General features: G+C 38.4%; 18 protein-coding genes. 5 read left to right on the forward strand and 13 right to left on the reverse strand.

Annotated elements, in window-relative coordinates:
- The 3 genes from EHQ70_RS07480 to EHQ70_RS07490 all read left to right on the forward strand — a co-directional run bounded on the left by EHQ70_RS07480 (window position 1) and on the right by EHQ70_RS07490 (window position 3,658).
- On the forward strand, window positions 1-957 hold the full coding sequence (locus EHQ70_RS07480) for a hypothetical protein (protein WP_135585047.1): 957 nt from the start codon (window positions 1-3) through the stop codon (window positions 955-957).
- A gap of 10 nt (window positions 958-967) precedes the next feature.
- Window positions 968-2,419: a rhodanese-like domain-containing protein gene (locus EHQ70_RS07485; protein ID WP_135585049.1), complete on the forward strand. Its 1,452-nt coding sequence runs from the start codon at window positions 968-970 to the stop codon at window positions 2,417-2,419.
- A 177-nt stretch (window positions 2,420-2,596) separates the two neighbouring features.
- Window positions 2,597-3,658 carry a multiheme c-type cytochrome gene (locus EHQ70_RS07490; RefSeq protein ID WP_244288255.1) on the forward strand — a complete coding sequence of 354 codons (1,062 nt, stop codon included), beginning with the start codon at window positions 2,597-2,599 and terminating at the stop codon, window positions 3,656-3,658.
- Here the strand turns inward: EHQ70_RS07490 and EHQ70_RS07495 are convergent.
- The 11 genes from EHQ70_RS07495 to EHQ70_RS07545 form a co-directional block, all read right to left on the reverse strand.
- Window positions 3,618-4,790, reverse strand: coding sequence for a trans-sulfuration enzyme family protein (locus EHQ70_RS07495; RefSeq protein WP_135585053.1), 1,173 nt, complete (start codon window positions 4,788-4,790; stop codon window positions 3,618-3,620). The genes EHQ70_RS07490 and EHQ70_RS07495 overlap by 41 nt on opposite strands.
- A 96-nt stretch (window positions 4,791-4,886) precedes the next feature.
- Window positions 4,887-5,555 carry an ABC transporter ATP-binding protein gene (locus tag EHQ70_RS07500; RefSeq protein WP_135585055.1) on the reverse strand — a complete coding sequence of 223 codons (669 nt, stop codon included), beginning with the start codon at window positions 5,553-5,555 and terminating at the stop codon, window positions 4,887-4,889.
- Window positions 5,555-6,808 carry an ABC transporter permease gene (locus EHQ70_RS07505; RefSeq protein WP_135585057.1) on the reverse strand — a complete coding sequence of 418 codons (1,254 nt, stop codon included), beginning with the start codon at window positions 6,806-6,808 and terminating at the stop codon, window positions 5,555-5,557. The genes EHQ70_RS07500 and EHQ70_RS07505 overlap by 1 nt, the downstream gene beginning before the upstream one ends.
- Window position 6,809: 1 nt before the next feature.
- A complete protein-coding gene (locus EHQ70_RS07510) occupies window positions 6,810-7,580 on the reverse strand; it encodes an efflux RND transporter periplasmic adaptor subunit (RefSeq protein ID WP_135585059.1) in 771 nt (256 codons plus the stop codon).
- A 115-nt stretch (window positions 7,581-7,695) separates the two neighbouring features.
- Window positions 7,696-8,988: a tRNA (N(6)-L-threonylcarbamoyladenosine(37)-C(2))-methylthiotransferase MtaB gene (gene mtaB / locus EHQ70_RS07515; RefSeq protein ID WP_135585061.1), complete on the reverse strand. Its 1,293-nt coding sequence runs from the start codon at window positions 8,986-8,988 to the stop codon at window positions 7,696-7,698.
- Window positions 8,985-9,764 (reverse strand): tetratricopeptide repeat protein, encoded by a 780-nt coding sequence (locus EHQ70_RS07520; RefSeq protein ID WP_135585063.1) that lies wholly within the window; start codon window positions 9,762-9,764, stop codon window positions 8,985-8,987. Before EHQ70_RS07520 ends, mtaB begins: the two co-directional genes overlap by 4 nt.
- Window positions 9,761-10,195, reverse strand: a complete 435-nt coding sequence (locus EHQ70_RS07525) for a hypothetical protein (RefSeq protein WP_135585065.1) — start codon at window positions 10,193-10,195, stop codon at window positions 9,761-9,763. Before EHQ70_RS07525 ends, EHQ70_RS07520 begins: the two co-directional genes overlap by 4 nt.
- Window positions 10,196-10,221: 26 nt before the next feature.
- Window positions 10,222-12,774, reverse strand: a complete 2,553-nt coding sequence (locus EHQ70_RS07530; RefSeq protein ID WP_135585067.1) for an ATP-dependent Clp protease ATP-binding subunit — start codon at window positions 12,772-12,774, stop codon at window positions 10,222-10,224.
- A 61-nt stretch (window positions 12,775-12,835) separates the two neighbouring features.
- Window positions 12,836-13,615 (reverse strand): ATP--guanido phosphotransferase, encoded by a 780-nt coding sequence (locus tag EHQ70_RS07535; RefSeq protein ID WP_135585069.1) that lies wholly within the window; start codon window positions 13,613-13,615, stop codon window positions 12,836-12,838.
- Window position 13,616: 1 nt separating this feature from the next.
- A complete protein-coding gene (locus tag EHQ70_RS07540; RefSeq protein WP_135585071.1) occupies window positions 13,617-14,312 on the reverse strand; it encodes an ABC transporter ATP-binding protein in 696 nt (231 codons plus the stop codon).
- Window positions 14,305-15,657, reverse strand: coding sequence for an ABC transporter permease (locus tag EHQ70_RS07545; RefSeq protein WP_208729517.1), 1,353 nt, complete (start codon window positions 15,655-15,657; stop codon window positions 14,305-14,307). Before EHQ70_RS07545 ends, EHQ70_RS07540 begins: the two co-directional genes overlap by 8 nt.
- 60 nt (window positions 15,658-15,717) lie before the next feature.
- On the opposite strand from EHQ70_RS07545, the gene EHQ70_RS07550 reads away from it, so the two are divergent.
- Window positions 15,718-16,704, forward strand: coding sequence for a hypothetical protein (locus EHQ70_RS07550; RefSeq protein ID WP_135585073.1), 987 nt, complete (start codon window positions 15,718-15,720; stop codon window positions 16,702-16,704).
- Between the two features lie 5 nt (window positions 16,705-16,709).
- Complete coding sequence (locus tag EHQ70_RS07555; protein ID WP_135585075.1) at window positions 16,710-17,729, forward strand: LIC_10230 family protein; 1,020 nt, start codon at window positions 16,710-16,712, stop codon at window positions 17,727-17,729.
- 41 nt (window positions 17,730-17,770) lie between these two features.
- Here EHQ70_RS07555 and EHQ70_RS07560 read toward each other — a convergent pair whose 3' ends face one another.
- Window positions 17,771-18,511 carry a toxin-antitoxin system YwqK family antitoxin gene (locus EHQ70_RS07560; protein ID WP_208729518.1) on the reverse strand — a complete coding sequence of 247 codons (741 nt, stop codon included), beginning with the start codon at window positions 18,509-18,511 and terminating at the stop codon, window positions 17,771-17,773.
- A complete protein-coding gene (locus tag EHQ70_RS07565) occupies window positions 18,486-19,382 on the reverse strand; it encodes a mechanosensitive ion channel family protein (protein WP_135585079.1) in 897 nt (298 codons plus the stop codon). Before EHQ70_RS07565 ends, EHQ70_RS07560 begins: the two co-directional genes overlap by 26 nt.
- Between the last annotated feature and the right edge of the window lies 1 nt (window position 19,383).

Here is a 19,383-nt window from a genome sequence, read left to right on the forward strand (position 1 = left end):
ATGAAATCTTTCTTTAACTTTTTAAAATACATATCATTTTTATCCGTTTTTGTTACACCCAGTATTTACGCACAACAAGCTTGGGCACCATACGAAAGACAACTTTGGGTACGGCCTGTTTTCATTCACTCTGAATACGACAGTGCATTCCTAGCCGGACAAAAAGCAAAATACGATGATAACGTTCGTTTGTCGGTTGCTAACTTAGCCCTAGAATACGGAATCACAGATCGCCTAACCGCAGATTTTACATTTGGGTTTGGAAAATTAGGTCGACATCGAGTTTTTAATCGGTATTTGGGTTTACAACAAACTCCCGATGTTCCCGATAAATATGGATTTATGGACACAAGATTTGGAATCCGTTACAAAATTTTGGACGAATTCGATTCTAAATACCGTTGGATGCCAACCATCTCACTTCGTATCGGAGGGATCAAACGAGGAGATTACGATAGAAACCCTCAGTCCCTGGGTGACGGTGCCAGTGGTGGAGAGGTGAATCTTTATTTAGCTAAAGATTTTGGAGTCTGGGGATTAGGAGGACTTGGTGAATTTTCCTACCGAAAAAGAGAAAACCCAGTTCCTGATGATATCTTGTATTACTCAGCCTTTTACAAACGTTTTTTTGAATCTGTGTTTCTGACAGTTGGTCTCCGTGGACAAGTAGGGCAAGGTGGTTATGCTTATGCCGATCCAAGGCAACAACCACCATGGAACATGACTCGTTTCCCGCAGCCATCAGTTTACGGAGTGAATCCTTATGATGTTTACGTACAAAATGAACGTCCAGCTTGGGGAAGAAAAGAGGATTTTCATAACGCGGAAGTCGGCTTAAGTTACCAAGATAGTTTTGGGAACTTCTACACTCTATTCTATTCAGAAACAATCGCAGGTTATAACACTGCTAGATTAAAAACTGTGGGATTTGCAGCAACACTTCCATACAATCTTTGAGGGTAATCCAATGAAATTTAAATATTTAACATTAATTAGTCTAATTTTCATTCAAATGTTTGGTTGTAAAGGTCTACCGGAATATTTATTCCTACCACAGAGTATGAAATTGGATCTTACTCCATTTTTATTCCGTGTTTATTCTCCAGCAGAACTGGCAACCCTTTCCAACTCGGATTTTAATTTGAACGATAGTGGGCTTATCACATCGACAAAGTTTTCACGTTTTTTGTCTAATTGGACAAATAACCATCCAGCAGAGGTTTCTGGAAATTTAGTAATTTTCCAAATTCAAACTTCTGGATCTGCTAGCGGACGTTACGTGTTCTTTGATGGGAAAAAGACCTTTTCTTATCCTATCGCCAATCTTCCGGATCTCTTAACAGAAACTAGAGATGATGGTGTTTTGGCAGTGGATGGGATTGTTCCAAAAGGAAAAAAGATTACTGACTTTTTGGCGATTTATGGAGTCGATCCGACAATTGATTATGTTGTGTTTGCCCAAGATACGTCTTCTCTTGCCAATCTTTCTTCTGCAACTTTTGCTTATTACTCTCTTCTTTATTGGGGATTTCCAAAGGAAAGACTAGCAATTCTGAACGGTTCTATTGCTGATTTAACTGCGGCCAATCTTTTGTTTACAACTCCCTCTTATACTTATGTAAATAGCAATCGATCAGGGAATATTAAAACCTTGTATCGGGATCATACTGTTTTACAACTAACGATTGGAGATGTCATACATTCTATTAAAAATGGGAACACTAATTTCGAAGAAGTAGATCCGGTTCCTTCTGAAGGCTTTTATATAATCGATGGAAGACCAAATGCATCTTATACGGGAACAGCCAACTCAACAGCAGCCGGTTCCAAGTATGCAAACTGCACAACAAAAACAAATTCAACATTTGTGAGTAATACTTGTGTGACTACTTTTGAAGGAAGGATCAAATCTGCATCCAATTTGATACCAACAGATTTGTATGATGGAACAACCTTCCAATTCAAATCTTTCAGCCAACTCCAAACCTATCTGAATAATACGGGATACCAATCCGGAAAACAGATTTATGTATATGGAGAAGATGCAACCAAAGGATCTTTAGTATGGTTTATTTTACACCAAGTTCTTGGGAAACCAACTAGACTATACGAAGGTGGTTGGAAACAATATGGTGCCCTTGGATTAAAAACTCCTTCCTCTGGATCAAGTCCAAGTGCCATCAGCCAACCTGCTTCCTATTGGAGAACAGATATTGCAACTCTTTCTGAAAATAATACTTCAAACGCAGATGCCAATATTCCTAACTACCAACTCGATGTTGCCAGACAGTATGTCAAAAGTTCAAATAAACTTCGAACGGAAGACAAAGCATTTTTAAGAGGATCTTCTTCTGCAGCAGCCTCTGGTGGCGGTGGCGGCGCACCTACTGGCGGCGGAGGAAATGCTTGCGGAGGTTAGTCAATTAAATAGAATCTACTTACTGTGAGATTCCAAACATTTCAACTTACGAACATTCTTTTTCTTTTTTTCATGTTCGTAAGTTGTTCTGATTCTAATTTTTTACAATCACATTGGAATCATCCAATACCAGAACAAGGAGTTCCCCCTTCCCATTTTTCCTCCCTAGAAAAAAACTTGGACCCATCATCTTGTGCCACTTGTCATAAAGTTCAGTTTCAGAATTGGGAAAAAAGTTTCCATGCAGGTTCGATCAGTAGTGGTTTTTTATGGCAGAAGGAAATCTTAACCAAAGAAGAATTCAGGTCTTGTTTCAATTGCCACTCTCCCTTAGCTGAAACTAAATCCGAACTTGATTCGGAATATCAAACGAGTGGAATTCTCAATTCAAAATCTCATAATTTTCCAGAAGGGATAGAAAATCCATCCATACTATGTGCCTCTTGCCATATCCGAAATCAAATCCGATTTGGCCCTCCTCCCAGAAAAAATCCAAACAAAGAAATCACCACTGGACAACTTCCACATAACGGTTATGTTGCGAAGATGGAATTTGAAACTTCAGAGTTTTGTAAGTCTTGTCATGAAAGCAAAGAAGAAGGGATTCAACTGAATGGAAAACGAATGATGGAAGTTTACAGTGAATGGAAAATGAGTCCTTTTGCCAAAGAAGGAATCCAATGCCAAAACTGTCATATGCCAGATAGAGAACATTCCTGGAAGGGGATCCATGATAAAACTTTTGTACAAAATGCATTGTTACCAAGTTGGGAAATTAAAGAAAAAAATGGCGAATACCAAATACGAGCGGAACTGAAGAGTATTGGTGTCGGTCATGAATTTCCTACATATATCGTTCCTAAAGTTTACTTACGTTTTTATGCTATTTTCAAAAATAATAAAACCCCAATCCTTTTAGAAGAATCGACAGTCGGAAGAGTTGTGAATACAAGTCTCACCGAAGAATATTTAGATACTAGGATCAAACCGAAAAATTCACATTTTGTTTGGTTTAACTACAAACCAAACAAAGAATTGATTCAGGAATTTTTGTGGGAAATAGAAGTGGATCCGGACGAACAATATGTTCGCACATTCGAAGAACAGTTAACGACCAAAGGCCCGATACTTTCTGTGCATGCTAAAAAGTTATTACAAGAGTCCTTATATGAAAAAAAGAACTCTCGTTATATACTTTTTACTTTGAATTGGAAAGTGCCTGTTTCACTTCCAAAATAATATCATCAATATGTTCTAAACCGACGGAAACACGGATCAGACCAGGCAAAATACCAACAGCAGCTCTTTCTTCTTCTGTTAATTTAGAATGAGTAGTGGAAGTTGGATGAGTCACGGTGGTTCTAGTATCACCTAAGTTAGCAGTTAGAGAAAACCATTGTAAAGCATCTAAAAACTTTCTTGCTCTTTCTACTCCACCTTTAATGACAAAAGATACAATTCCCCCGCCAGATTTCATTTGTTTTTTTGCAATCGCATAACCAGGGTCATTTGGCAGAAATGGATATCGAACAAGTTCCACATCGGTAGACTCAGCCAAAAATTCAGCTAACTTGATTGCATTTTCAGAATGTCTGTCCATTCTCACCGCTAGTGTCTCCAAACTTTTGGAAATAATCCAAGCATTCATGGGAGATAATGATGGTCCTGTGTTACGAGCCATGTAACGAATGGGTTGGATGAATTCTTTTTTTCCTAAAATAATACCAGCAATCACCCGACCTTGACCATCTAAGTATTTCGTTGCGGAATGAATGACTATGTCAGCACCAAAATCAGCAGGCCTTTGGATATACGGAGAGCAAAAACAATTATCAACAATCAAAATGGCTTTTTTCTTTTTACAAAGCGAAGCTACCCAAGCCAAATCAACAATATCAAGTCCTGGATTAGAAGGTGTTTCAATATACACGATTTTTGTATTTTCCTGAAAAGCCGCTTCCCATAACTCAGGTTTGTTGATATCTACATAGGTCGTTGTCACACCAAACCTTGGTAAAATATTTGCAAATATTTGATGAGTTGATCCAAAAATAGCACGAGCCGATACGATATGATCACCAGATTTGATAAGTCCAAACACAGAAGTAAACACAGCAGACATTCCAGAGGCAGTGGCGATTCCATCCTCAGTGTGCTCGAGAGAACACATTTTTTCGATTAGCTCAGTAGTATTCGGATTGGAAAATCTAGTGTATTGGTTCCCAGTAACCTCTTCTGCAAAGAGGGCTCTCGCATGTTCCGCATCATCAAAAACAAAACTAGATGTTAAAAAGAGCGGGGTGGAATGTTCTTTTTCCCCGGTTCGTTTGGTTTGGATGCGAATGGCGTCAGTTTCAAAGTGTTCAAACATATCTTCTACCAAGGTCGGTAATGAACCTCCGAATTCATCATTTTTTTTGGAAAATATCTGCTATAGAATCGGAATTAAACCAATATAACAGATATTTCAGGAAATTTCTGCAATTTTCCCGTCCACCATATGGACACGACGGCTAGCTAGTCCCGCATAATCAGGGTCATGTGTTACAAACAAAATTGTGGTTCCATCCTCCTTATTGATACGTTTAAAAATATCCATCACCTTATCTCCGTTATTCGTATCAAGATTCCCCGTTGGTTCATCAGCAAAAAGGAATTTGGGTTTCTGAATCAGAGCCCTTGCTATCGCAACCCTTTGCCCTTCACCACCAGACATCTGACTTGGGAATTTATCCTTACAGTGCAAAACAGAAAAACTTTCCATCAAGTGAAGAGCATACTCTTCCATCATTTTATGGGTTCCGGTTTTTCTTGCTGGCATGGTGATATTTTCGAGCCCAGTAAGTTCAGGGAGTAAATAATGAAATTGAAAGACGAATCCAATAGATAAATTTCTTAAACTATGGATCTCTTTACTTCCCATTCCCAAAAGAGAACTTCCCCCTAATTTCACTTCGCCACTTGTTGGATTGTCAAGGCCACTGACGATATAAAGGAGTGTTGATTTTCCTGATCCAGACTTTCCAGTCAGCGCAACAAAATCACCCATTTGAATTTCTAAGGAAACATCCTTAAGTATATCTTGCGGTGGAACTCCAAAGGATTTACAAATATGTTTGGCTTCGATTCCTAACATTATGTTGCTCCTCGAATGATATCAACAGGCGAAAGATGACTGGCCATCCGAGCAGGAATGTAACTCGCAATTGATGCACTAAGAACTGCGATAAAAAATCCTTTTACATAAATCATCCAGTCCCAGGATATCATCATGGTTTTCATAAGGGCTTTCGAATTTTGTTTCGGATCTCCAATGGGTATTCCATCAATATAATAACATCCGAGAATTCCAACAAATATACCAATAATAGCGCCAAGGGTTCCTAAAAACAAACCTTGAAAAATAAAAAGTTGAATTGTATCCTTTTCATCAAAACCAATAGAACGAAGAATTGCCACTTCCTTTTTCTTCTGGTTTACCACCATATTCAAAATATTATAAATTCCGAAAGCAACAACGAGGATGATGGTAAAGGTTGTTGAATTTCGAACAATGTCTTGCGTTTTAAAAACTTGTAAAATACTCGCATTCACTTCATCCCAACTTTCCACCTTGTCTTTGCTAAAGTATCGTAAATCTTCGGCAATTTCAGCAGCAACTCGGATGTCTTTAATTTTAACAATGATTTGCGAAATTTCACCACTTGATTTTGTAATACTTTGGACGGAAGATAAAGAGGAGTATACAGTCACTTCATCGATGAGCCGATTTCCTGTGCTCAAAATTCCAACAACTTTTACAGGGATCAAGTCAGTACCAGGAATGTACACAGAGATTGTATCTCCCATTTTGGCACCAAGTTTATTTAAGACTCCTTCCCCCATGATCACAAGGGATGTTCCACGAGATAAATCAGACAAACTCCCTTCGACAATATAATCACTTAGGTTTGTTACTTTAGGTTGGATATTGGGATCAACACCGACAAATCTTGCTGGTGCAGCAGTTTTTCCATTCACAAAAATAACTTCTTTCGATAGTTGAGGTGCAAAAGATAAAATTCTATGATCATTAGAAAGTTTATCCATCCAACCAATCACATTCGTTAATCTAGAATTATCGGTTCGGCCCGAAGGAGGAGACAACCATCTCACTATCTTACCTTGAAAAAAAACATCTTCAAAAGTTCGTTCGGTAACAAGTTCGTCCTTAGGAGAAATTTTAATTTGTCCATCGGAATTCACCAATTGATCCGTGATTACTGCTTGGAATCCTAACATAATTCCCGAAAAAACAATATAACCAGCCGTTCCTAGAACTATCCCAATCAATGTTAGAATCGATTGTTGTGGTCTCGATAAAATTTGTCTAAACGCAAGGAATAACATTTTAGTTTTTAACCAATACTTCGTCGCCTTCTTTCAAATCTCCTTGTATAAGTTCACCAAACTCTGAATTAATGGCTCCTATCCGAATTTCAATTTTATCTTTGTTTCCATCGCGAAACCTTGTAATTTTCCCTCTATCAACGGAAACTAGTGGAACGAGTACAACATTTTCTTTAGAAGAAACTTCGATAGCAACATCCGTTGTCATATCAGGTAAAATACCTTCTGGTAGTTCATCTGCTTCGATTCGGACTAAAAATTGTCCATTGGAAGGATAAATCCTTTCGACTTTTCCTTTATACACATTTCCCCTGATCGATTCAAAACTCAGTTGAACTTGCATTCCAGGTTTCACTCTTAATGCCGATTCTTGATCCAGAGATACGGAAATATAAACAGACTTTAAATTTTGAATTTCTAATAAAGGAAGACCTGGCATAGCCGTTTCATTTTTTGCCACATTCAGTTTGGTTAAGGTTCCATCTAACGGAGAACGAAAAGTAATCCCTGAATCGTTAGTCAGAAGGGCTTGGCCTTTTTTTACCGTTTGCCCCTCCTCTACAAAAATCTCTCGGACAGAGGCGGCGATTCCAAATTTTAGAATGAAATTATCGACTGGTTTTACCGTACCCAAAGCGTAGACAGCTTCCACAAGGGATCCTCTTTCGACTAACACTCGACTCGTCCTTGAAGTTCGAGATAGAAAGAAAAAAACCGATATTAGAATGATTACAATGACAGAGCCAAAAAGATATAGTTTCTTACGATCCATGATGACCTATTAGCCAGTGATCGAAAAGTTTTGAAAATTCTTTTTCTACAGATTTTTTTCTGAAAAAAAGGATTTCGTTAAATAAAATATCTTTTAAATGATTTTTTAGAACTAACTAAAGAGAAAGTCCGAATACAAACTCACCTTCTCTATCTTTGGCGGGTTTATATTCCAAACACCTAACATCTACAAATTGGCCTTTTTGAAGAGTATCAAAAGAAAAAGAATCAGCCAGTCTACCTTTGAGATAATTATCAGTCACAAACCTTCCATCACTTTCGAGGATGGCTTCGTATGTTTTCCCAATGACAGTTTCTGCATATTTGGTATGAAGTTCCGAACTGAGTGACATCAAATCTAAAACGCGACGTTTTTTCTCATCTCCTGGGATGGGATCTCCAAAAGATTCGGCACTGGTGCCTTTTCTAACTGAATAGGGAAATACATGGAGTTTTGCAAATCCAAGCTCTACTAACAATTGTTTTGTTTCCTGGAACTCAACTTCTGATTCGGAAGGAAAACCAACAATCACATCAGTTCCGAGGAATAAATTCGGAAGTTTTTCTTTGGCTAGTTCGATTCTTGTGCGAAAAGCATCGGGATGATAGGTTCTTTTCATATCTTTTAAAATTTTACGACTTCCACTTTGAATCGGAATGTGTAAAAATTTACAGAACCTAGGATGTTTCATTAAATCTAGTAATCCAGATCCTACGTCAGGTGGTTCAATGGAAGATAAACGAATTCTAGAATATTCTAAGATTTTTAGAATATCTTCTAGAAGATTTAAAAAACCTTTTTCCCCATTTTCTAACCGGTACCATCCCAGATTTACACCTGTTAGCTGGATTTCACCAACCCCATTGTCTTGGAGATATCTAACTTGGTCTAAAACATCGTTATAATTTCTGCTAACCCCAAGGCCTCTTGCGGCAGGAATTTTGCAATAAGAACATTTTCTGTTACATCCGTCTTGGATTTTTAAATAGGCACGGGTGTGACCTTCTGGTAATACATCGGAATAAGAAAAACGATCGAAGGAAAGGTTGTTTGTTTCAATTTTTTTACCTTCCCAATCTTCTAGGATTTTATACGGGAGAGAACTTTTTTCTGTATTTCCAAATACTCCAAACACACCAGGAATATTTTGTAAAATTTCCTTATCCGTTTCCGCATAACATCCAGTCACATACACTTTGGCACCTGGATTTGTACGAATAGCATTCCGAATAATATTTCTATTTTTTACATCCGCTTTGTTCGTGACCGTACATGTATTCACGACAATGTATTCAGCCTTTTCCTCCGCTTCTGCCAAGGAAAAACCTTTGTCTTTCAGAACAGAATACATACCGTCGGTTTCAAAAAAATTCAACCGACAACCAAGTGTATGAAACTTAATTTTCACAAGTCGCTGAGTGCTACGATCCGTTTAGAATTTTCTTTGATTGTATTACTTTCCCCATTTAAGTTGGATGCTTTTTGAATGCATTCTTTAGCTTCCGCCAAATAGGTGTTTGCTTGAGACTTCTTACCCAATTTTTTATTTGTTTTGTAAAGGGATTCTTGAACGAGAGCTAAGTTGTTCCAAATTTCAGGTGAGTTTTGATTTAAAGAAGAAGCCCAACGCAAACTCACATCAGCTTTGTCATAATTTTTTAGGTTATAATAAATTTTCCCTTCTAACTCTAACATACGAAAGTCACTAGGACTTCCTGCTTTTGCTTTTTCAATTTGAGAAAGTGCAGTTTTAGAAGCACCTTTTTCAGAAAGTGCTAGTGCGTAAAAATATCTGACTTCTGGATTTTGTGGGAACAACGGAATTGTTTTTTCAGCAAGCTCAATGGCCGGTTTCCATTTTTTATGACGAGTCAAAATCGCAAGACTACCTTGTAAGAGGTCTTCGTCGTCGGGTTTACGTTTTCTTGCTTCTAGAATATTTTTATAAGAATTTTCGAAATCATTCAACTTGTCATAGTTAAATGCCAAAAGTGCATAAAATTCGTAAGACGACTTTCCATCGGTCAAAAGACTTTTGACAAGTTCAATGGATTTGTTATAATTTTTTACTTTATATTCATCGACAGCCTGAAAGTAAGCAGAACCAACCTGTTCTTTTTCTTGAGAGTAAAGGGATGTTACGAAAAGACAAGTAATAGCGAAAGCGTAAATCAAATGTTTCATAAAAGATCCGAAGGGACTGTAATGGAGTTCAAATTAACCGAATCTATCCTGGAATGATAGGGTTCGATGGGGTCCAGGTATAGAAAAACGCTTCCCCCTTTAGAAAGCAAGTAATGTTCGATATGTTCTTCGGTGATGATTTCCGAGTCCGCTGTATACAAAATCGGGTTATCTTCCGGCCCTAAATGGACATGGAATTCTTGGTTTGTGAGAAAATCGGATATGTTGAGGTAACCCGACCCGAAATAAAGCCCGGATTGGAAGTAGTATTTATAGTAAACTTTGACTTCAGGGAGGATGAGATTGGGGCGAATGTATCCAAGTTCGATCCGCTCAATGGTTCCAACAGTTCGAATTTTCCGAAGTTGGAACCAGATTTTGCGGATGAAAAAATAAGAAAATAGAAAGACGAGAGGAATGAGGATAGCCATTTCCGATCGCCTTTCCGAAAGGCTCTCTAAACGAGAGCCAAATCTTTTTCCTCAGTGCTAGGGGAAGAACCGTCGTCATTTTTAGGAGGTTCTTTGTATTCAGTCCAAGGAGTTTCTGAATACACAAGTTTTCCTTCCGCAAAATCAACGTCGATCTTTGTAGGGTTATCATAAACACCTTTCAAAGACTGCACCGCCATATAGTCTTCCAATTCTCTTTGGAATACACGTCTGAGAGGACGAGCTCCGTAGTTTTGGTCGTATCCAATGGTTGCAAAATGTTCCTTTGCTGCAAGAGAAAGATCCACCAGCACTTTTTTCTCAGTCAAACGTTTGTTAAAGTCTTTTAACATAATATCCACAATGTTTACGATCTCTTCTTTTTTGAGAGGAGCAAAGTAAACTACCTCATCCACGCGGTTGAGGAATTCTGGGTTAAAATGTTTTTTCAACTGTTCACGAGCTTGTTCTGCTTTATAAGATTCTCTTTCTTCTGCGAAATCTTCAAAACCCAATCGTCCACCTTTCGAAATTTCTTTCGCAGCAATGTTCGATGTCATGATGATGATGGTATCGCGGAAGTTTACCTTACGACCTTTCGTATCAGTTAAGTTCCCTTCTTCCATAATTTGAAGTAGGATATTAAAAAGATCATGGTGAGCCTTTTCGATTTCGTCGAGTAAAACCAAACTATAAGGTTTTCTTCTGACAAACTCAGTGAGTTGACCACCATCATCATATCCTACGTAACCTGGAGGAGCTCCAATGAGTCGTGAAACTGCATGTGGTTCCATGTATTCCGACATATCAATACGGAGCATATTGTCTTCTGACCCAAATAGTTGTTCCGCGAGTGCTTTTGCAAGTTCTGTTTTTCCCACACCCGTTGGCCCAAGGAATATAAACGATCCTGTAGGACGTTTTTCGCTCTTGAGACCAGTGCGAGATCTTCTCACAGCTCGTGCTACTTTTTCGATGGCTTCTGTTTGACCAACAATTCTGGTTTTAATGTCACCTTCCAAATTGAGAAGTTTCGCGTTTTCCGTTTGTTCCATTTTTTTCAATGGAATTCCAGTCCAGAGACTTACGACGGAAAGGATATCTTCTTCTTCAATGGAAACTGCATAACCTTCCATACGTTCTTGCCATTGTTTGGTTTTCTCTTCCAATTGGCCTTTTTTACGATTCACTTCATCACGAACCGCAGCTGCCTTTTCATACTCTTGGCTACGAACTAAATCTTCTTTTTTAACAGAAAGACCTTTGATTTCTTCTTCAATTTCTTTGATTTCGTTAGGACGTTGGCAATTAGCAAGACGAGCCTTTGCACCCGCTTCATCAATGATATCAATGGCTTTGTCTGGTAAAAAACGATCATTGATATAACGGTGAGATAACTTAACCGCTTGTTCGATCGCTTTTTCCGAATAACGAACCTTATGGTGTGCTTCGTATGCTTTTTTCAAACCATCTAGAATGAGAACTGCATCATCTACAGAAGGTTCAAGAACCTTCACCATTTGGAATCGTCTTTCCAAAGCAGAATCTTTTTCGATGTACTTACGGTATTCGTTATTGGTTGTGGCACCAATACATTGCAGTTCCCCGCGAGCAAGAGCTGGTTTTAAGATGTTTGCTGCATCCACTGCCCCTTCTGCCGCACCGGCTCCAATCAGAGTGTGTAACTCATCAATAAAGATAATGATGTTTTGAGAAGTAACGATTTCTTTCATGATTTTTTTCAATCGTTCTTCAAACTCACCACGGTATTTAGTTCCGGCAATGAGACTTGCCAAATCAAGAGATAACACTCGTTTATCGAAAAGTAGATCTGGAACCAATTTTTCAATCACAGCTTGTGCAAGACCTTCAACAATCGCTGTTTTACCAACACCTGATTCTCCCACGAGAACAGGGTTGTTTTTGGTTTTACGAGAAAGGATTTGGATGACCCTTTCAATTTCTTTGGAACGACCAATGACAGGATCCAATTTTTTCTCGCGAGCGAGTTGGGTTAGATCCCTTGCAAACTCATCCAAAATTGGAGTTTTACTCTTTTCTTGCCTTGGAGCCGCTTGTTGTTGTGTTTGGCCTTGAGTTGCACCTTGTGTACCCGTAGTTCCACCCACAGCACCAGAAGGTGGTGCCCCAAGAAGACGTAAAATCTCAGATTTAATGACGTTATAATTTACACTGAAAGAGGATAAAGATCCGCCTGCGATATTATTGTTATCGCGAAGTAGCGCCAAAAGAATGTGTTCTGTTCCCACATAGTTATGTTTGAGGCGTTTTGCTTCCTCTTTAGAAACTTCGATCATTTTTTGGTATTTGTCTTGTCCTTGGCTTACATCCAAAAGCAAGGCACCGGAACCCTCACGAGTTCTTTTTTCGACTTCTTTACGAAGTTCGTTCAAATTGATATTTAGATTCGTAAGAATCTTAATCGCGACAGAGTCCTCCTCCCGGAGAAGCCCAAGTAGAATATGCTCAGGACCGATAAAATCGGAACCCAAACGTTTTGCCTCATCTTGGGCGATTTCGTTGATGACTCTTTTTGCTCTTTTTGTGAATTCCAACATGCCGCACCCTGCCTTTATTAATTAGACGAACGTTCTTTGTTCCCATCATGACCGTACCGGTTTAATAGGAGCCTAGTAAACCAAGAATTTTGTAAAACTTACGTTTTTGAACCACTCTAGCGTTCTTCCACGAAATTTTTACGACTAGGACTCGGTCTTTTCCGATGTTCCTAAATCTATGATCGGAGGAAGGAGCAAATTCTATACCAAATTCAGACAATGTTTGTAAATTTGAAAAAAACTCATAAACGGCTTCTGGCGCCACTGCAACAAGAAGGGAATCCCTCCTCCCCGCTCCCAAATTGGTCGGACAGGAAGAAATAAACCCGAGCTCAGGGAGGTTTGCCCAAATCTCCTTCTGCAACAAAAACCGAAAAAGGCGAGTTTTGCTCTCAAAATAACTTGGAAAATTTCCACTCTTCCAGTCTTTACCAGAGAGGATTTTTTCAAAACGAAGATGGTCCTCTGATCCCAAATAAAAACCCATCATAGATTCCGGATTTTCATTTCGTGTTTCTATAGACAGAGACCCGTTTGGATAAAGAAAAGACTCCATTTTATTTTCAACTAACAGTTGTTTTGATTTCAATTCAGAAGGTTCGTAAAAAGGAAAAAGATTCGATTTTAGATTTCTTGTGATTCTTGTTCGTAAAGACAAAAGAGTTAAGGACTTCGTATTTTCTTTTACAAAGTTTTCTAAGGTTTGGATTTGTTTTTCTGGAATTATTTTTGTGAAATTTGGTTTGGGATATTCAAAAACAGAAACACAGTGGACACAACCAAACTTACCGCTTTTACGAAACTGAGATTCTTTGGTTCCGCAAAAACGGCAAAAGCGCATTTTATGTAACGGGAGTTAGTTTTCCAGATACAATTCTGTTTCTTTTGTGAGCCATGGAAGCAAGTTCCAAGTCATGAGTCACAAGGATGAGAGAAAACTTAAATTCGTTTTGGAGTTCTTTGATAAGATCCATTAGGTGGCGCGAGTTATCACGATCCAAATTTCCAGTAGGTTCATCGGCCAAAATCAGCTGCCTTCTTCCGACGAGCGCGCGTGCCACACCGACTCTCGCACTTTCTCCACCAGAAAGTTGAGAAGGAAAACTTTCCGTTCTCTCTCCCAGTCCCACTTTTTGTAAAATTTCAGTAGCTCGTTGTTTTGCCAAACTAGGATTCATCCTTGCAATCAGAAGTGGCATCATTACGTTTTCTAAAGCAGTGAAGTCAGGTAACAAAAGGTGTTGTTGAAAAATAAAAGAAATTTTTTCGGCACGAAAACTTTCTCTTTGTTTTTCGTTTAGATTTTTAAGGCTCACACCACAAACATCCACCTCACCGTCGTCAAACGAATCCATAGCACCCAGGATATTGAGAAGTGTGGACTTCCCCACTCCCGAAGCTCCTTCCACAGATACGATCTCACCAGGTAAAACTTCAAAATCAAGGCCGGAAATGATATGGTATCTGTTATCCACAACCTGGTAGTATTTTTCTAATTTGCGAACAGAAACAGTTGGTTGTACATTCATATTAGTCATTTCGTATTGTATCCACAGGGTTTAAATTGGCTGCCATTCGTGCTGGAAAATATCCTGCAAGCCCAGAAAGGATGGTCGCTGCCGTTGTAACCATAAATATAAAGGATATATCAATATCCACAGGGATATGGTCGAAGTAATAAATGTCTTTGGGAACAAGTTCCACAGGATCCCAATCACCTGGGTTGAGTAAACCTCCCACACCATTGATGATCTCAGAGATTGCATTGATGATGACTTCAAGTTGAGTCGCAATAAAAATTCCCGTCATCCCACCAACGAGCGAAGACAGAATTCCTACGATCATTGCATTCAATGTAAAAATTAATAAAATATCATTGGAAGCAAGACCAAGTGCTTTCAGAGTTCCAATGGATCTACGTTTTGCACGAATGAGAGAGTGAACCGTTGCCACCATTCCAAGAGCCGCAAGAACGATAAAAAGAAAAACAATGATGGAGATAATTGTTTTTTCGAGTCTTAACGCTGCTAAAAAGTTTTCTTGTTCTTCGGCAATGGTTCTTACTGACCAAGAAGTATCATCTTGGATTTTCTGATTCCAATTGTCTTCGTTTAACCGAGATAAGATTCTATGTTTGGTCAATTTCAAATCGTCAAGGGAACGAACCTTGATAGCAACTTGGTTGACTGCCCCTTCCATTTTAAAAAACTCTTGAGCTTGTGGTAGAGACAAAAACACAAACTTAGAATCATAATTATAATAACCTGTTTTGAAAAGGCCGACCAAACGAAAGGTTTGTACATTCACTTGAACCCCACGTTCTACGGTAAACCTTCCACCAGGAACGGCCATAGTGATTTCTCGACCAAGACCATAACCGTAAATGGCACTCATTTCTTTTCCTACCACTACCAGTTTCTCGGTATTGATGGCTTGGATTTTATCACGATCGTATTGTAAAATCCTAGGAAAGTTGGGTAATCCATTTTCTACCAATTTTTCTACCGAATCCACCGGAACGGCACGAATCATAATTGGATTAAAATTATTATTACTTTGAATGAGTCCATGACTCGTTATGTTTCCTTCCACAGAAACAAAAGACTCCGCAAGTTTTGGATCTGACATGAGGTGTTGGATCACCTTTTCATAATCGTAGATCGCTCCAGAACCATAAGAGTTCTCAATGGTGATATGAGGCCCCCCTTGCCAAAGAGATTCTTTTACTTGTTTTTGGAATCCGTTGAAAATGGAAAGGACTACTACTAGGAGTCCTACTCCCACCGCCATAACAATGAACGACAGTCTGGATTTGATGGAGAGGAAACCCAGCACTCTGGACCCTCGGATGTAACGGATTGTGATTAAAGAGACGATTCCCATGATGACCTAATCTTTTTGACAGCTTTCTTCTAAAGATGGATACTGTCAAAAAAGAACCTTATGCCTGAGACACCAAACTATTATTCTGTTAAAGTAAACCTTCGAGACGAAGCTAATATGGTTTACACCATGATTACTGCTGTCATAGACCCGGTGGAGACAAAATCGGTGAAGTTTGAGGGAGTTTCATGCACAAGCCCACTGTCCCTTTTGCCTGTTCGCTCCACTTTTCAGGATTTTTACAACCGGATGCAGAGGGTTATCTACAAAGGCGAACAACAAAAAAACATAACCAAATCCCTACAAGAGCTGATCAAAACCAAATTTGGGTCAGAAAGTTTTTTAGAAGAGATCCTCCACTATATGGATCACAACCTAACAGATCGTTTGGACTTTGTTTTTAGCGAAATTCATAAAAGAACTTCAGGAAACTCTGAACCTAAAGTAGAAATCCATTTTGAACTCATTAATCCAAATGATATGTCAAAAACCACTGTCGATGAGGAAGAAATTGCAAAAAAAGAAGCACCTCCTCCCACACCAGTTCCGCAAGCATCCGGATTTTTGGTTCCAGCTGACAAACAAATTGTTCAATTCAAATTCCAACTTTCTCCGGTTAATGGAGTGCCTCTCGTCGAACTTAAAGCAGGTGATAATGTTTACATTCGTTTGGTTCCGGGAGACGCAATCACCGATTCGATTATTAACAATTTAGAACTTAAAGAAGAATCGGGTGCCATCAAACAAATTCCTGCAAAAATCGTAAACATCTCAAATAACAAAAATTTTTCGGAAGTTGTCATTAAAATCAATGAACAGGTTTACGGAAAAATCATTGAGGAAGAAAACTCTGTAAAAATCAAAACCACCGATGCTCAACATGGAGCAGCAAATATCATTGGTTCGGTTGCCTCCCCAGCGGCTGCAGCCTCAAAAACCAAACAAAACCCACAACTTTCTGCCGATGAAAGTTTTCATTTGATGCCTTACATCATTATGTTAGTAGTCCTTGCCATTGGTATGATGACTATTTTTGTGATTTTATAATCTTTATGGAAAAAATTAAAAAACTACTTCCGATCATTACTCCCATATTCATTGCACTGATCATCATTCATTCTTTGTTTGTTGATTATTCGGTACAATTTCCAGAATCCATTATTTCAGAAAACTCTGAGTCTTCCATGGAATCCATCAAACCAAAGGTCATATCCGAAAACGGAGTTTTAAATCGAATTTCTTATTTAGAATCTTTTCTGGTCGAATTGGAATCGATAGAACTCCCCATTGATACAGAACAAGAAGAAACTAAAGACAATATTCGCCGTGTTTTAGTAGGACAAAAACTTTTACTTGGATTATCTTTGTTCTATCTATTGTTAACCTTTTCTACTGCGGTTTCTTATGTTTTCCGAGTTTGGTTTCACAAGGCTTTGGCAAATGTATTTTATCCTCTATCTATCTTCATTCTGATTCCAAAGATTTTTTTCCAAGTCAACCTAGCGACTCAAAATGAAATTTTAGCTTATTTCTATTTGGTAGTTTTAGTTTTTACTTTCCTAGCAAGTATTTTGTCCTACAGGTGGATTCTAAAAAACAAAGAATTGGCAGAGGGTTTCCAAGCCCTACAGTTTTCTTCCTCACTTGAAGAAGAAGGCAGATCTCCCAGTAATACAAAAACAGGCTCTATTTTTTCACCTGTCTTTCATGTGGCCATCATCATCTTAATTGGTATTCTAATTGGGAATTTAATCTATATCCCACTATTCCTCTTACAAAAACACTATGTAAGCGAATTTAGTTATTTTATCTTCTTTTTGATTGGGCTACTGTCTTTGTTTTATATATTCAACTACAAAAAAGTGGGTGGGGAACCTAACAGCAGCAATTGGAAGAATCTTGCAGTTAGTTTTGCTTATTTACAGTTTCGATTTTTAAGGAATAGTTTTTGGGCAGCATTTAGCACCATTGTGATTGTTCTTTTCGTAACGTTCCTATTCAGTTTATTATTATTTAATATTGATTTAATCCAAAACAATTTAGGATTATTCGGCAAAGCTACCGAATTCTAAACTGTCTTCTAGGTTTTACTTCTAAGACTCACAAAGAGTGCCTAGTGGCACTCTGGATCTTTTCCTTTCTGCACAAAACACCACAATTCACCATTAGGATAATAAGTAGTACGTTTGATCAATTCTCCTTCGGAAGAATATACTTCTGATGCTTCCTTCACCCCAGTCGGGTAATAATAGAACCATTCTCCGATTTTTTTATCGTTCTCATAACTTCCTTTTTCTTCCACCTTAGTGTCTGGGTAATAACGAACCCAATCACCTGTGCGAAAGCCACCATCGTAGAATCCTTTTTCATTCAAACGACCATTACGAAAATACCGATGATAGGATCCTGTTTCATTTCCTAGTTCAGCAGTCTGAATCCATAATTGTTTTTTTCGATTTCCTGATTTATAATTTTGTTCGATATATGGTTTTCCATCGGAAAAATAAAACTTCCAAAGACCATCTCGATCTCCATTGATGAAATTACCTTCCATAATCGTGGTTCCAGTAATATAGTTTAGTTTTCTTCCATAACCATTAGGTTGTTCGAGTGAGTTTACAGTAACTTCAGCAACCAAGTTTCCATTTTCATACCATTCCCGATAAAAACCATCGCCTGTCCTTTGGTAATGATTGGTTTTCTTTTCGAAAACTGCTTCTTTAGGAACAGAACTTGGTCTAGCAACAGTACCCTTACAAGGGCCGAAGACTATACCAGCTAACAATACGAAAACCAATAAGGATACAAAGATCCAAATCGAACTGTCTTTAATGTGTGTAGATGTGGATGTCATTTTCATTTTTAAATTTGGTTAGAATTTCTTTGGAAATAAGGATTCGATTCAATCGTTTTGACCTAATAGGCGTTAAATACCTTAAACACATCAGGATGGTTCCTTCTGGTTCTAAGGAAGTATACACAATGGGAGTGGTTTTGCCAAGTCGCACGAGATAGTTTTTTGACATTTCGCGAATTTTTGATTCTACAAGTTCAGGAGCGAGGACAAGTTCTTCATGTAGGATTTGCGAACAAATTTTTTCTGCTTTTTCCCAATTGGAACTTATATCTAAATACACTTTAAACTCATCCCAAACAAAATCCATAGTTTCCGAAACAATAAAGAAACGATGTAAAACAATATTATAATTGGGAAAATGAATGAGCCTGTTTGTAGATTGTTCAAATCTTGGATCCGATGCAATTTCAAGTAAGGTAAACTTAAAAAATCCGATGTTCACAACATCACCTTTGATGTTATCGAGTTCGATCCGATCCCCTACCTTAAATCCATTGCCTCCCATGATCATAAACCACCCAACCATGTTTAACCAAACTTCTTTGAGCGAGATCACAATCCCCGCACCAGCAAGACCTAGGACAGTGGGTAATAATGATAAACTAGAAAAAACAATAGGAAGGTATGCAATTCCGAAAATCAAAAGGAAACCCATTCGGGCTACCTTTCTACGGTTGTATTCATGAACGGCATCAGGAGCTGGTTTGATTCTTTCAACAAGAATCATTGTGATTTTATAAGAGAAAACAGCAAACACAACCATGTAACCGAACAGGATCATGGTTTCAGCAAAATCACGATTCGACCGTACGAGTAAGGTGAGTGGATTCAAATCCCAATAGAATTCTCTTAGGCTACTTCCACCCATT

The sequence above is a fragment of the Leptospira congkakensis genome (assembly GCF_004770265.1).
Lineage (GTDB): Bacteria > Spirochaetota > Leptospiria > Leptospirales > Leptospiraceae > Leptospira_A > Leptospira_A congkakensis.

What these genes read in the sequence shown, in the direction of transcription:
- EHQ70_RS07555 (WP_135585075.1), top strand. Translation starts at nt 16,710, where the DNA reads ATGGAAAAAATTAAAAAACTACTTCCGATCATTACTCCCATATTCATT.
- EHQ70_RS07500 (WP_135585055.1), bottom strand. Translation starts at nt 5,555, where the DNA reads ATGTTAGGAATCGAAGCCAAACATATTTGTAAATCCTTTGGAGTTCCA.
- EHQ70_RS07535 (WP_135585069.1), bottom strand. Translation starts at nt 13,615, where the DNA reads ATGCGCTTTTGCCGTTTTTGCGGAACCAAAGAATCTCAGTTTCGTAAA.
- EHQ70_RS07560 (WP_208729518.1), bottom strand. Translation starts at nt 18,511, where the DNA reads ATGACATCCACATCTACACACATTAAAGACAGTTCGATTTGGATCTTT.
- EHQ70_RS07545 (WP_208729517.1), bottom strand. Translation starts at nt 15,657, where the DNA reads ATGGGAATCGTCTCTTTAATCACAATCCGTTACATCCGAGGGTCCAGA.
- EHQ70_RS07505 (WP_135585057.1), bottom strand. Translation starts at nt 6,808, where the DNA reads ATGTTATTCCTTGCGTTTAGACAAATTTTATCGAGACCACAACAATCG.
- EHQ70_RS07485 (WP_135585049.1), top strand. Translation starts at nt 968, where the DNA reads ATGAAATTTAAATATTTAACATTAATTAGTCTAATTTTCATTCAAATG.
- EHQ70_RS07550 (WP_135585073.1), top strand. Translation starts at nt 15,718, where the DNA reads ATGCCTGAGACACCAAACTATTATTCTGTTAAAGTAAACCTTCGAGAC.
- EHQ70_RS07520 (WP_135585063.1), bottom strand. Translation starts at nt 9,764, where the DNA reads ATGAAACATTTGATTTACGCTTTCGCTATTACTTGTCTTTTCGTAACA.
- EHQ70_RS07480 (WP_135585047.1), top strand. Translation starts at nt 1, where the DNA reads ATGAAATCTTTCTTTAACTTTTTAAAATACATATCATTTTTATCCGTT.
- EHQ70_RS07525 (WP_135585065.1), bottom strand. Translation starts at nt 10,195, where the DNA reads ATGGCTATCCTCATTCCTCTCGTCTTTCTATTTTCTTATTTTTTCATC.
- EHQ70_RS07510 (WP_135585059.1), bottom strand. Translation starts at nt 7,580, where the DNA reads ATGGATCGTAAGAAACTATATCTTTTTGGCTCTGTCATTGTAATCATT.
- EHQ70_RS07530 (WP_135585067.1), bottom strand. Translation starts at nt 12,774, where the DNA reads ATGTTGGAATTCACAAAAAGAGCAAAAAGAGTCATCAACGAAATCGCC.
- EHQ70_RS07495 (WP_135585053.1), bottom strand. Translation starts at nt 4,790, where the DNA reads ATGTTTGAACACTTTGAAACTGACGCCATTCGCATCCAAACCAAACGA.
- EHQ70_RS07540 (WP_135585071.1), bottom strand. Translation starts at nt 14,312, where the DNA reads ATGACTAATATGAATGTACAACCAACTGTTTCTGTTCGCAAATTAGAA.
- EHQ70_RS07565 (WP_135585079.1), bottom strand. Translation starts at nt 19,382, where the DNA reads ATGGGTGGAAGTAGCCTAAGAGAATTCTATTGGGATTTGAATCCACTC.